Annotated in this window: 13 protein-coding genes; 9 read left to right on the top strand and 4 right to left on the bottom strand. The window is 43.1% G+C overall.

Going from position 1 to position 11,809, the window contains the following annotated elements; genetic code table 11:
• Nucleotides 1–98 precede the first annotated feature (98 nt).
• The 3 genes from raiA (at nt 99) to Q4592_RS02780 (ending at nt 1,761) form a co-directional block, all read left to right on the top strand.
• A complete protein-coding gene (gene raiA / locus Q4592_RS02790) occupies nt 99–455 on the top strand; it encodes a ribosome-associated translation inhibitor RaiA (RefSeq protein WP_303509501.1) in 357 nt (118 codons plus the stop codon).
• A gap of 688 nt (nt 456–1,143) precedes the next feature.
• Nucleotides 1,144–1,455, top strand: a complete 312-nt coding sequence (locus Q4592_RS02785; protein ID WP_303509499.1) for a hypothetical protein — start codon at nt 1,144–1,146, stop codon at nt 1,453–1,455.
• 42 nt (nt 1,456–1,497) lie between these two features.
• Nucleotides 1,498–1,761 carry a hypothetical protein gene (locus tag Q4592_RS02780; RefSeq protein WP_303509497.1) on the top strand — a complete coding sequence of 88 codons (264 nt, stop codon included), beginning with the start codon at nt 1,498–1,500 and terminating at the stop codon, nt 1,759–1,761.
• A gap of 72 nt (nt 1,762–1,833) precedes the next feature.
• Here Q4592_RS02780 and Q4592_RS02775 read toward each other — a convergent pair whose 3' ends face one another.
• Nucleotides 1,834–2,397 carry a hypothetical protein gene (locus Q4592_RS02775; RefSeq protein WP_303509494.1) on the bottom strand — a complete coding sequence of 188 codons (564 nt, stop codon included), beginning with the start codon at nt 2,395–2,397 and terminating at the stop codon, nt 1,834–1,836.
• A gap of 157 nt (nt 2,398–2,554) precedes the next feature.
• Nucleotides 2,555–3,502, bottom strand: coding sequence for a LysR family transcriptional regulator (locus Q4592_RS02770; RefSeq protein ID WP_303509491.1), 948 nt, complete (start codon nt 3,500–3,502; stop codon nt 2,555–2,557).
• Nucleotides 3,503–3,824: 322 nt separating this feature from the next.
• Between Q4592_RS02770 and Q4592_RS02765 the strand changes: the two genes are divergently transcribed.
• The 5 genes from Q4592_RS02765 (at nt 3,825) to Q4592_RS02745 (ending at nt 9,628) form a co-directional block, all read left to right on the top strand.
• Nucleotides 3,825–4,238: a VanZ family protein gene (locus Q4592_RS02765; protein ID WP_303509488.1), complete on the top strand. Its 414-nt coding sequence runs from the start codon at nt 3,825–3,827 to the stop codon at nt 4,236–4,238.
• Between the two features lie 6 nt (nt 4,239–4,244).
• Nucleotides 4,245–4,754, top strand: a complete 510-nt coding sequence (locus Q4592_RS02760) for a DUF6653 family protein (RefSeq protein WP_303509485.1) — start codon at nt 4,245–4,247, stop codon at nt 4,752–4,754.
• Between the two features lie 436 nt (nt 4,755–5,190).
• Complete coding sequence (locus tag Q4592_RS02755; RefSeq protein ID WP_303509483.1) at nt 5,191–6,789, top strand: PAS domain-containing methyl-accepting chemotaxis protein; 1,599 nt, start codon at nt 5,191–5,193, stop codon at nt 6,787–6,789.
• A gap of 15 nt (nt 6,790–6,804) precedes the next feature.
• A complete protein-coding gene (locus Q4592_RS02750) occupies nt 6,805–7,200 on the top strand; it encodes an ACT domain-containing protein (RefSeq protein WP_303509481.1) in 396 nt (131 codons plus the stop codon).
• A 526-nt stretch (nt 7,201–7,726) separates the two neighbouring features.
• Entirely contained in the window at nt 7,727–9,628 is a 1,902-nt protein-coding gene (locus Q4592_RS02745) for a putative bifunctional diguanylate cyclase/phosphodiesterase (RefSeq protein ID WP_368509291.1), read from the top strand.
• A gap of 66 nt (nt 9,629–9,694) precedes the next feature.
• Here the strand turns inward: Q4592_RS02745 and Q4592_RS02740 are convergent, their stop codons facing one another.
• Together Q4592_RS02740 and Q4592_RS02735 are read right to left on the bottom strand one after the other, a co-directional pair.
• Nucleotides 9,695–10,102, bottom strand: a complete 408-nt coding sequence (locus Q4592_RS02740; RefSeq protein ID WP_303509479.1) for a hypothetical protein — start codon at nt 10,100–10,102, stop codon at nt 9,695–9,697.
• 183 nt (nt 10,103–10,285) lie between these two features.
• Nucleotides 10,286–10,651 carry a 5-carboxymethyl-2-hydroxymuconate Delta-isomerase gene (locus tag Q4592_RS02735; protein ID WP_137672188.1) on the bottom strand — a complete coding sequence of 122 codons (366 nt, stop codon included), beginning with the start codon at nt 10,649–10,651 and terminating at the stop codon, nt 10,286–10,288.
• A 191-nt stretch (nt 10,652–10,842) separates the two neighbouring features.
• Here Q4592_RS02735 and Q4592_RS02730 point away from each other — a divergent pair, with 191 nt between their 5' ends.
• Complete coding sequence (locus Q4592_RS02730; protein ID WP_303509476.1) at nt 10,843–11,796, top strand: response regulator; 954 nt, start codon at nt 10,843–10,845, stop codon at nt 11,794–11,796.
• The last annotated feature ends 13 nt before the right edge of the window (nt 11,797–11,809 follow it).

The following is an 11,809-nucleotide window of genomic DNA, read 5'->3' as shown; positions in this document are numbered from 1 at the left end:
TACACCGAACTTAATCACACATGTGCAATATACGCTTGGGCTAAGTGGCCAGAGTTTGCTAAGTTTAAAGGACGTAGTGATAAGCAAGGTGTAATTATATGAAAGTGAATATTCAAACCCAGCACGTATCCTTAGGCGAAGAATCAAGAACTGAAGTTGAAAGAAAATTTGAGAAAATATCGAACCACTTTCCACAACTGATAAGCTGCGACATCATCATCACAAAAGAGCACGGGCAACATCACATAGAAGTTTTCACTAATTATGAAGGCGTGCGAGTTTCAGCAAAATCGACGAACGCAGTAATGTATCCAGCCATTGCAGCAGCACTAAAAAAACTAGAAGCCGGCCTAGCCCATCGCAAAGGAAACTTGAAAGCCGATCTTCATGAGAAGCCAACCAGTACCAAACCAGAGATAGCCTCAGACATCATCCAAGAGATGAAATTAGTTTAAGCAAAAACTTATTCAGCAAATTATAGAAGCCAGCATCGATTGCTGGCTTTGTTCATTCTAAGCCAGCGATTTCTCCACCTACCGCCTCCATACTAAAAACCTATTTAGCGCCAAGCCACCGCACATCCAAACACTTAAGCGCCCTGCTCATAACGACCACATTTAAGGCTTAAGAACCGCAGACTGTAACCTACTTAACAAGCCATCCTAGGTGTTCTATCAATCTTTAGAGCGAAATGTTCACCCAGCTATTTTTCAGAACCTTTCATTGATGTGTTTTTTTTACGCCTGCAATGTAATAACCATAAAATCTTATTAAAACAAAAAGATAGACAACACTATTTGAGAAAAACACAAATATTTAAAACACTCCCGCCCATCAAAAAACCAATGGAAACCCAAAAGAAACACTGAAAGGTTTCTTTTGGGTTTCTTTTTGTATATATTAAATCTCGAAACAATAATAGAACAAAGAAAAATTTAACCGCTAATGGGGTAACAAAACCTAATCAGCATCGAATCTTTTCCTGCAAGCACACCAGTCAACAGGACAAGAACCTTAGGCAAAAATTAAGTAAGCACTATGAATTCAATACTGAATCAATGCGAGTTAATGCCTAAACACATCCAGCCAAGGACGGCCTTACTTTAGATTGCGCCTAGCGCAAAAAGCTAAAACGAGGTCAACATGAATAACACAAGACTAAACACCGGTATTGCCTTAGTGGCCATTGCCATAGCTCTACCCTTTATCGCTGTTCCTATCATTACAGCGAGCCCTTTAAGTACAGCAGTAAAAGCCACCGCTATTACCTTTGCGGTAGCGGGTTTACCTGAAATAATGCTGTTCTTTGCTGGAATAATCATGGGTAAAGACAACCTTAAAGCCCTGCTAGGTAAGCTGATAACGTCACTTAAGCTTGGTTTCGCCAAGTTACTGGCTTGGTTTGGCCACCCTCCAGCCAAACCCACACAGAAAACTATTAAAAAAGTTACATAGAGGTATACTTTAGGAATCCTTAAGTACCCAAAAGCGAATTAAATGAACGAAGAAAAAATTATGCCGGTCACTTTAAAATTCACTAGCTCTTTTTTGAGTGAGTTTGAAAGCCATCTAAAACAGTTCAATGAAAGCCATGGTAAAAACTTAAAACGGGCTTCCTTAATGAAGTTTTATGTGGAAGAGAACATGGCTTTATTCACCGGTGATACGGTTACCCAATTTGCTGCGGCAACCTCAGCACTAAAAGCCAATCCCGATTTATTGGAATTAGTAAAAGTATGGATAGCTCAGCAAGAGAAGTAAAACCAATAAGCCCTAGCTTTAATGTCCAAAAAAGCCAAGCACCGCTTGGCTTTTTACGCTCTACATTTACGATCATCCGTGGCTTACCATTGCTTGAGGCTCTGCATACTCAGCACGTTGCCGCGCTTGAGCGATACAAGCTACATTATCAACCGGACGAATCACTTCTATATGTTGCTTAGTAAGGCCCATTAAATCATGAGCGCGTTTAAACACGGCTTCCATTAACTCTGCTTCTTCGGGGTTACTGGTACTTAACGACAACATCATATTTTGCTGCTCGGCAATCATTGTGGTGGTTAACACATCGAGAATACAACTTGGAATAGCACAACTGTATTCATCTAAAATTGCTTTACTGCTGCCACGACTAATATTGATGGACGTTGGCGCTTGAGTACTTTTTTGGCATTGCTGTAAGTGATCTTCGCAGGCCATTTCGTTATTGTTTTGGTTAAGTCTGCGATAGGTTCCACCAAATTCTTCTACCAAGACAGACAAGGCCTCAAAAAATTGACTTGATGCAACAGAGCTATTAGCAAGCAATTGCTGCTCAATAAATGTCAGTAACGGCGCATCAATAAATAGGTTGTCTCTGTGTTGGTAACCTTGACCGCTATGTTGTGATGTATTCATGGTCAATTTCCTTCTGGTGGTTTTTATTATTGTTTTTGTTTGCTTAGCTAAACCCTTAACTAAGCTTCACCTTCAAGATAGCGCGCCACCAAAATAAAATGAAATTGTAGTTTTCAATACAAACTATAGATTTTGTGAATAGTACTGAGTTCTGCCGTTATCTATCGGCCACCGAGGCAGAGAATTCAATCAATGAGCGGCGTAACCATTGGTGTGCCTTAGAGTGCTGCAGCAAAGGGCTCCAAATCATTTTAGTTTCGATAGGCACAATTTGAAAAGGCACCCGAACAATGCGTAAGTCTTGATTATCTTTATACAACATCGCTTGTCGGCGCGGTAAGGTGGCAATCAATTGTGGTTGAGCCACCAGCAAGCCCGCTAAGCCATAATGGCGTGTATAAACCCGAATATTTCGGCTTTGGTCAAGCTGAGCTAAGGCTTCATCTACCCAACCCAGTTTGTGCCCACTGCTTTGGTTAGCCACTGCTGTTTCTGCGCCCCAGCCCGCACGATTCACCCAAACATGTTCGCTGTGTAAATAGCTATCTAGGCTAAGCTGCTCGGTATAAGCGTGGTCTTTATGCAGCAAACAACAAAAGTTGTCGCGCCAAATGCTCGATTGATGGAAGGTTTTAGGCAAACTAGTAAAACGATTAATGGCTAAATCTATGTGTCCTTTTTCCAAATCACTCAAGCGAATATCGCCAGGGCCAAACAAATCAAAGTTAATTTTGGGCGCGCCGCTCAATACACTTTGAATGAACGGAGCCAGTAAGGTCGCTTCAATATAGTCGTTACACATAATACGAAAAGTCACGCTACTTTGTTCCGGCGAAAAGTCTTTATCTGGCTGGGTTATTTTCTCGGCCAAACTTAACAAACTCACGATTTCAGGTTTAAGTTTGGTGGCTTTTTCGGTGGGAGTCATGCCTTCGGCAGTACGCACTAACAGCGGGTCGTCAAACAATTCTCGCAAACGTTTTAAGGCATTACTCATAGTAGGCTGCGTTAGTGCTAGCTTGCTAGCAGCCTTAGAGACATTGCGCTCTTCCAGCAATACATTTAAGTAAACCAGTAGGTTTAAATCGACCTTTCTAATATTCACAGAATTTATCTTCTTTTTAAAAACTATTAGTATTTTTATTAAATCGACAGAAAATTATTGAGTAAAGCGCCGAGCAATGAAAACGTGACTGGCTTAGCACCCAGCTTACAATAACGATGCGAGGGTTTTAGCTTGATAGCCCTGTTAGCTGCGAGTGCTTATACTCAAGCCTAGCAACCCTCTTCCCCAATTAGGGGTTATCGTATCTGAGCATTTTCATTTAAAGGCCATCAAAGACTAAGTGTTGTGAAACTAATGACTTATCTTAATCACCACTCCTTGTTATATTGCTCAACAATGTTTCTTAGCTCAGCTTTCTTTCATGTATAAATTTGCCAGCATTTTAGCCCTACTGTTGTTTAGTTTTATCCTTTGGGTAATTTATTTGGCCAATACTGGCGCCAGTAGCGTGTTTTTCAATGTTGTAGGATCCCTTCCCTATGGTGACAAACTAGGCCACTTTGGTTTGTTTGGCACGCTCACCTTCATCTGCGTATTAGCGACCAAATTCAGCGGCCTACGCATTGCCAACATTCCTATTTACTGGGGAGCAATAGCGGTGACTGTTTTTGCACTAGGCGAAGAACTTAGCCAAGCCTATATGCCAACTCGAACCTTTGATTTAGTCGATGCCTCTGCCGACTTACTTGGCATCGCTGCGGCTTGCGTTTGTTGTTATTTCATCAGTATCCATTTAGCCAAGACAAAGGCAGCACCTTTGCCCAAGGGTCACTAAAGAGTTATGAATATTACTCAGTTGGCAGAAAAACTGATGGGCATGGACGAACGTAGTTGGCGCCGCCATGCAAATCCTTGGAGTGTGTACAGCCGCTTTACTATTCTGCCGCTAATATCACTCGCGTTTTGGTCTCGGCAATGGCTCGGTATATATGCAATAGTGCCTATTCTGCTGTCTATTGCTTGGATATGGGTCAATCCCCGTTTATTTGGTGAGCCCGCTAACACCCATCACTGGGCCTCCATGGGTACCTTTGGTGAGCGAATTTATCTTAAACGTAAACATGTCAAGATTCCTCGGCACCACCTACAACCCTGTATCATTCTGCAGGTATTATCTGGCTTAGGTGTTCCGCTATTTATATACGGGCTTTACCAATTAGATATCACAATTCTCATAGCAGCTAACTGTTGGATCATGGCATTTAAAGCGTGGTTTGTAGATCGCATGGTATGGCTATATTTGGATATGAAGGACAGCAGCAGCGAATATTCCCGTTGGCTAAAACCCTAGTATTTAGTGACCCAACCATTGTCTAGCTTATGCCACTAAGCAGCAAACACTTCCCCCTAACAGGTTCGCTCTACATTTAACTCTTAGCATATGCTTACCGCCAAACAAAATACGGGGCCTCTCTAGAAAACAAGCTCCCCCATGGCGCTAAACCAAGCAATTCAAGATTTATAAAAGTAGCGTTTTTAGCTCAGCCACAAGCCTTTCCAGCCGCTTTCAATAAACTGACGTCTTACAAACACCGCGCCCCAAAAGCGTGAATAATCCGCCAAGCTCGCGGTCAAAAGCACTAATATTAATTTTGCCAATAATTTACCCAGCTACACTTTGGCTAATTACGAAACAATATTTTGCGCGTATTTATTGCTTGGCGTTCTGGCTTGCGCTTAGTGAATGCCGCTAATGATTTAGGCACTGCACATTTAAAGGACGGTAAATGAGAAATAATCAACCCATTACCCAGCAAGAGCAAAAATTCACGTCCAAAGAAGACTTAGTTTCCATCACCGATTTACAGGGTAAAATTAAGTACGTTAATGACGCCTTTGTAGCCATTAGCGGCTTTACTCGCGAAGAACTCATTGGCCAAGACCACAACATTGTACGTCACCCAGAAATGCCTCCCGCAGCTTTCGAAAGCCTTTGGTCAACCGTAAAATCTGGAAACCCATGGCGTGGATATGTAAAAAATCGCTGTAAAAATGGCGACTATTACTGGGTAGACGCCTTTGTATCGCCTATTGTGAAACAAGGAAAAACCGTAGGTTATCAGTCGGTTCGCTCTCAACCTAATGACGCACAGGTAAGCGAAGCCGAAAAGCTCTACGCAAAAATGCGTAGTAATAGCAGCATCAAGATTCCTAATGCACCATTATTTGAACGCACTTCGATTAGCACCATCAATATGATGTTTAACCTACTGCTATTATGCCTGTGTGCAGCCATTGTTATAGCGTCAGAAAATACCACCATAAAGCTGCTCGCAATAAGTGGCGCAGTGGTTCAACTGATCTACTGGTTCTATAGCCATAAACACGTATACCAGCGAATTCGCTTAATTCAGCAACACAATAGAGACTTAGCCGCCGGAGACTTCACCCAAGCCATCACCGTTGATGGTAACCTAGAAATGCTGCAAGCCTTGGCGTCGATTAAGATTGTGCAGGCACGCTACAAAGCCATGTTTATGCAAGTATCTGAGTCGGTAAAAGCGATGATAGAGACCGCCGATAGCCTTTCTGCTACCAGTGATGACGTATTGCAAAGTATGCGAACCCAAAGTAGCCATACCACGCAAATCGCCACTGGTATGAATCAAATGTCGGTGACAGTAGACGGCGTAAGAGAGAATGTGCAAAACACAGCCGATACGACTCAATACTTAAGTAAAACTGTTGAAGAGGGAGACCAAGTGGTTGCTGATGCTCTGGAAACAATGCAGCAATTTAGCAGCGAAATGGCCGCCACCACCGACAAAATCAAAAATCTAGCCCAAGAAAGCCAACAAATTAGCTCAATTACCGACACCATTAGCAGCATTGCCGAACAAACTAACCTGTTAGCGCTGAACGCAGCCATTGAGGCCGCACGAGCCGGAGAGCAAGGGCGAGGTTTTGCCGTAGTGGCAGACGAAGTTCGTAATCTGGCGGCTCGCTCGCAAGAAGCCACTAAAGAGATTCAAACCATGTTAGAGCATCTCTCTTCGGGAATTAGCAGCTCGGCCAGTACCATTGACCAAAACAATACCTCGGCCAATGAGGCTCTAGAGAAAGTTAATTTATCGCGAGAGAAGTTTGTGCAAATTACCGAAGGCGTAGAGCAAATAAACCAAATGAGCTCGCAAATTGCTACCGCAGCCAGTGAACAAAGCATCGTCGCCAATGAAATGGCCAGCAGCATTGAAAGCATTAGTGCTCAAGCATCCAGCACCGAGATTGAGGGTGAAAAACTACAACATAATGCAACGCAAATAAATCAGAACTCTCTTCATCTGCAAGTGCAAATAGATGAGCTAGAGCTATCTCAAAAAAACTAAGGGGAACAAGGGTAGATGAGTGGCGTTAAAGAACTAGCACTTTTATTAGGTTCATTGAAGCCAAAGCTGCTAGAGCAAGAATTTGTTTTTTGTACTCAGCAAGGAGAGCTAAGCGGCTATTTATCGCTTAAGCCCTTAGCCAGCTTTGTAGAAACCGAAGGCCTCACCTTAATACTAGAAAAGCAGCAAGCGCTGCTAGCAAACTTGCACTTTGACGGTAGCTTCAAACAAATTACCTTAACGGTACATTCTAGTTTAGAAGCGGTTGGCTTAACCGCAGCGGTAGCCACTAAACTGGCTGAACGGGGTATTAGTGCCAATGTTGTGGCCGCGTTTTACCACGACCACATTTTTGTTCCCGCTCATCAAGCGGAAATAGCACTAAGCGCCCTGCAAGAGTTTAGCGACTAAAATAGGCCAAAACACACTTTTAAGGATAACATCAGCGCCATTATGCTTAGTGCTTATCCTTAATTTTCAAAACGGATTTGGGTGAATCCAGCTGAATAAGCACTTTGCTTGCACAGCTTATTTCACTTTTTCATTAGCTCGTTTTTATTGAATTAAAAGTGATAAAAATTTAACGCTTTTAAGACCTTAATTGCAAAGTGTTAGGGTAAGCTAGCGCGCGAATGTTGCCCATAGGTCTTCTATGTATCTGACTCCCTTGGGCATAAAACACCACTCAACACTTCGCTTTGTGACGTCGATCTGAGGATTTCGCGAGAAATACTTAGATTACAGCTATGCTTTTTATATTGAACCACTCAAGCAATGTTGAGCATATTTATACTGTTTTGCGTTAACGCTCTGTTAGCGCTAAATCTGAACGAGTAGTCAAATACTATAAGCCCACTATTTTGCTTAGGTATTTGCCAAGGTAATAGTTATCGACAATATCGAATTGAAGCAATGTACCCAAAGAGATGCTGCCCAGTTGTTATACAACAATGCATTTTCTGGAATACTTATTTCCATCATTGCTTCTAGTTTTTTAGTGTTTGCCTTCAACACCGCTGAGATGCGCCAGTTTAAACACGCTTGGTGGGTGTTAATGACTAGTTTATTACTTATTCGGTTAGTGGACTGGCATTTATGGAAGCGTCGCGATATTAACCAACAGCTGAATGGTAGCAAAGCGGTACTACGTTTTATCTCTGGTGCTAACCTCACTGCTTTATTGTGGTCAGTTTATATTCTAAAAGTAGTCGCCAATCCTAATAGCACCGACATTGACCTAAGCACCCACATCATCATTATTTCAGCCATGGCTGGTGGGTCTGCTACTGTGCTGGCAGGGCATAAACGTACTGCTATGTTTTATGCGTTTATCTTATTGGGCCCACCCTCTATTGGTTTACTGCTATCAGGTATTTACGAGCGCCAGATGCTAGGCATTTTAGGCTTTTTATTTGGCATTGTTATGGTGGTAATTGCCAAGAAAAATGCTGAGTTTACCGCTCAGGCCATTTTACTTAAAAATGAAAATGCCCTGTTAGTTCACCACATGGAAGAAAAAGTAGAGCGCCGTACTCATACCATTTACGAGCTATCTAATCTTGATCCCTTAACCGGGTTGTTTAATCGCACCGCCTTTTTACAAAACTTGCAACAGCAATTACTTGCCGCCCAAAAAAAACAGCAAAGTTTAGCGGTGTTGTTTATTGATTTAGATGGTTTTAAAAAGATTAACGATGCTATTGGCCACGATACAGGCGACCAAGTACTAAACAATACCGCTCGCCGATTAAAAGACATAAGCGCTAATCACCAGTTACTTTGCCGCTGGGGTGGCGATGAGTTTTTACTCGCCATAGAAAACTGCGATGAGCAGCAAGCAGTGCAGCAATCTGAAGAGATTATTCAGGTGCTATCTGCAGCCTACTCGTTTCAAAATAATCGATTATCGGTAGGCGCAACGGTAGGCATTGCCCTTTATCCTCAGCATTCAGAAAATGAACACAGCCTTATTCGCTTAGCCGATACGGCAATGTACGCTCAGAAAAAACGCTCGCCCTGTACCGTGGGAGTATTTTCCAATCAGCTAGAACAAAAAATACACCGTGAGTTAAAACTAAAAGATGGCTTAAGCCAAGCCATAGAAAAGCAGCAGCTTAGCTTGGCATTTCAGCCCATTTTGCGCGCTAAAGATTGCCAAGTGGTGTCTTTTGAAGCTTTACTACGCTGGCAACTTGACGATGAAATGATCCCACCAGATGAGTTTATCGGCATTGCTGAGCAATATGGATTAATTCGAAAAATTGGCCTCTGGGTATTAGACAATGCCTGCCAAATTGCCAGTTCGTGGCCCCAAGAACAGGCGTTGTCGGTATGTGTGAACGTATCCGTCACCCAATTAGAAGACCATGATTTTGTAGAAATTGTAAAACACGCGCTGCATACCAGCCAATTACCTCCCGAGCGCTTACATATAGAAATGACCGAGTCGGTATTTAGCAGCGACATACTGTTCTTGGCTGAGCAAATTAAAGCGATTCAAGATATTGGCGTACAGGTATCTATAGACGACTTTGGTACTGGCTATTCTTCGCTTTCTACCATGCAAGATTTAGCCGTAAATACCGTAAAAATTGACCGTTCTTTTGTGCAACGTATTGATACTAACGGCTACCCGATCATTACCGCAGTGATGCATATTGCGCAGGCATTAAATTATTCGGTAGTGGCAGAGGGCGTTGAAACTGAAGCGCAAATGAACACGCTGCGCAGTTTAGGTGTAGATTTCTTGCAAGGGTATTATTTTGCTAAGCCCTTACCTGAAAACCAGGTCGTTGACTTTATCAATGGCGGAGCTGAAACCACTTCCCAGCAAGCCTAACATTCTTAAGCCATTAGAGAGCGGCATAGCTGGAACCTAGCCCCTTCCTTGGGCGGTTCGAACAATCTATTGCTGCAGGGTAAGCTCGCTAATCGTTTCTTCTATCTTACAATTGTTACTGCTCTTGATAGATACAAGGTACTCACTGGTATTATTACCTTGGCTTTGCAGTGCATCTAACATACCTACGGTGTAACCCGCTTCTTCGCCCACTAGCGTCATAAAGGCAATGGCTTCGTGATCGGGTTGCTGCACAGTGCTAATCATTCCCGCTAACCCTGCACGAACCGGTGCATCGTTTTCGTGGGCATGTACCGCCAAACAACGACCTAAACGTTCGGCCTCTTCAACAACTTGGCGCTGCTGATGAGTGAGGATGTCGTCATTTTGCTCTGGTGCATTCGCCAGTGCTACAGAACTGGCAAACAAAGCGCTAAGTGATGCAGTAAGCAATAGGTTCTTAGTATGTTTCATATAAACTCTCTTGGTTGTAAAACGCTGAGTCTCCTGAAAGAGACTTAGCTCGTTGGTGAACAACCATAGACTAACCAAGAAAGCTAAGAAGATTGAGCGGCAGCCGCGAGTTATATTGTTTCATTTTTCGGAACAGTGAAACGGGCGCCGTACTTAATCTGCATGACGAAACAGCCAAAGGCCTTACACCGCTTCGCTCAAAGCACTCACTGCTGCGCGATTACTGTAATATTGCTGAGCAATATCCCTTACCTCTACCGATACCATTTTCACGCTAGGTAATAACTCACACACAGCTTTAGCAACCGCGTCGGCTAAGTGCTTTTTCTGTAACTCACTACGGCCACTTAAGATATGCACTGAAGTATGCACATAAGGCGCGCGCTTACCGCCTACCCTATAGTGATTAGCCAGTACTAAACGAGCTTTTACATCACCATCAGCAAACAAGCCGCTAGCTTCTACTGCGTCGTGAACGGCTTCCACTAAAACATCAAAATTAACAATTCGGGCTAAATCTGCAGGGCATTCAATTACACAATGTGGCATGGGCTTTCCTTAGTCTGGGTAGTAATCCGATACTGGTTTCCTGCCTTTTATAGGCAGGGATCGCACATTTGTTCGCTTTGCTTGAATCGTAAATGCTTCTTCCATAGAGTAGTTTGCGTTATCAAACATATGACAAATGCTCTAGGAGTAGCAGATAGATCCCACTTGGGCTCTATTATTAAAGGAAAATTATGACAGTAGAAACCATTCATAAAATTATTCTTCATCCTTTCATTCAAGAATCTTTACAGAGCCTTAAACTCATGACCGGTTTAGACGGCACTGCCGACGAACCCTTCATTGATAAAGTAGGAGATTTTCGCTTTAAAGGTTACGCGGTTTGTTCTGACATGCAAGGGCAACTAGACGGCGTGGTTTTAATGCACCACTACCAAGAAACGGCCGTAGCAATCGGTCAAGCCGTTCAACAATCTTTAGTCGGTGAAGCAAGCAACAGTGATAGCCTAGACGAAGAGTTGGTAGCCGCCCTAGAAGAATGGGGGAATACCATTGTTGGTCGCGCCACCCATTTATTACAACAACACAAACTCGGCTTCGAGTTTTCTAGCCCCCATGTTGCATTAGATTTAGCTGACATGAGCCGCTACCTAGAGGGCGTACAACAAATTGTAACGGTACCCGTGCATGTAGAAGGCGTAGGCCGTTACTACTTCAACTTATTGGTGCGTCAGCTTGACCAACAAAACAGCTATCAAGAAGCGGTAATCAATAGTGACGCCTGTATTGTTGCGCCGCCAACAGAAGGTGAGCCCCTAGCAAAAGAGGCTTTAATCATGACGGTGGATGACAGCCCATTAATTAGGAAAGCAATGCTTCGTATATTAGCCGGCATTGGTTATCACAATGTGATTGAAGCAGAAGATGGCGATACCGCCGTAGAGCAGTTGCTTAGCAAACAGCCTGATTTTGTATTTATGGATGTGGTGATGAACCGCCTTAACGGTGATAAAGCCTTAGCAAAAATGCGCGAAACTAACCAAAGCACGCCCATTGTAATGCTGTCTTCGGTTACCGATGCCAGTGTGGTAGATGCTTGTCAGAGCCAAGGTATTCAAGGTTTTATCTTTAAGCCTTTGAATGTTGATAGTGGTGGTGAAGTATTACAAGCTTACCTAAAACGATAAGCACCGGTTTGTA

Source organism: Agarivorans sp. 1_MG-2023 (genome assembly GCF_030548385.1).
Classification (GTDB): Bacteria; Pseudomonadota; Gammaproteobacteria; order Enterobacterales; family Celerinatantimonadaceae; genus Agarivorans.
This window is presented reverse-complemented; position numbering and strand designations above follow the sequence as displayed.

What these genes read in the sequence shown, in the direction of transcription:
- raiA (WP_303509501.1), top strand. Translation starts at nt 99, where the DNA reads ATGAAAGTGAATATTCAAACCCAGCACGTATCCTTAGGCGAAGAATCA.
- Q4592_RS02785 (WP_303509499.1), top strand. Translation starts at nt 1,144, where the DNA reads ATGAATAACACAAGACTAAACACCGGTATTGCCTTAGTGGCCATTGCC.
- Q4592_RS02780 (WP_303509497.1), top strand. Translation starts at nt 1,498, where the DNA reads ATGAACGAAGAAAAAATTATGCCGGTCACTTTAAAATTCACTAGCTCT.
- Q4592_RS02775 (WP_303509494.1), bottom strand. Translation starts at nt 2,397, where the DNA reads ATGAATACATCACAACATAGCGGTCAAGGTTACCAACACAGAGACAAC.
- Q4592_RS02765 (WP_303509488.1), top strand. Translation starts at nt 3,825, where the DNA reads ATGTATAAATTTGCCAGCATTTTAGCCCTACTGTTGTTTAGTTTTATC.
- Q4592_RS02760 (WP_303509485.1), top strand. Translation starts at nt 4,245, where the DNA reads ATGAATATTACTCAGTTGGCAGAAAAACTGATGGGCATGGACGAACGT.
- Q4592_RS02755 (WP_303509483.1), top strand. Translation starts at nt 5,191, where the DNA reads ATGAGAAATAATCAACCCATTACCCAGCAAGAGCAAAAATTCACGTCC.
- Q4592_RS02750 (WP_303509481.1), top strand. Translation starts at nt 6,805, where the DNA reads ATGAGTGGCGTTAAAGAACTAGCACTTTTATTAGGTTCATTGAAGCCA.
- Q4592_RS02740 (WP_303509479.1), bottom strand. Translation starts at nt 10,102, where the DNA reads ATGAAACATACTAAGAACCTATTGCTTACTGCATCACTTAGCGCTTTG.
- Q4592_RS02735 (WP_137672188.1), bottom strand. Translation starts at nt 10,651, where the DNA reads ATGCCACATTGTGTAATTGAATGCCCTGCAGATTTAGCCCGAATTGTT.
- Q4592_RS02730 (WP_303509476.1), top strand. Translation starts at nt 10,843, where the DNA reads ATGACAGTAGAAACCATTCATAAAATTATTCTTCATCCTTTCATTCAA.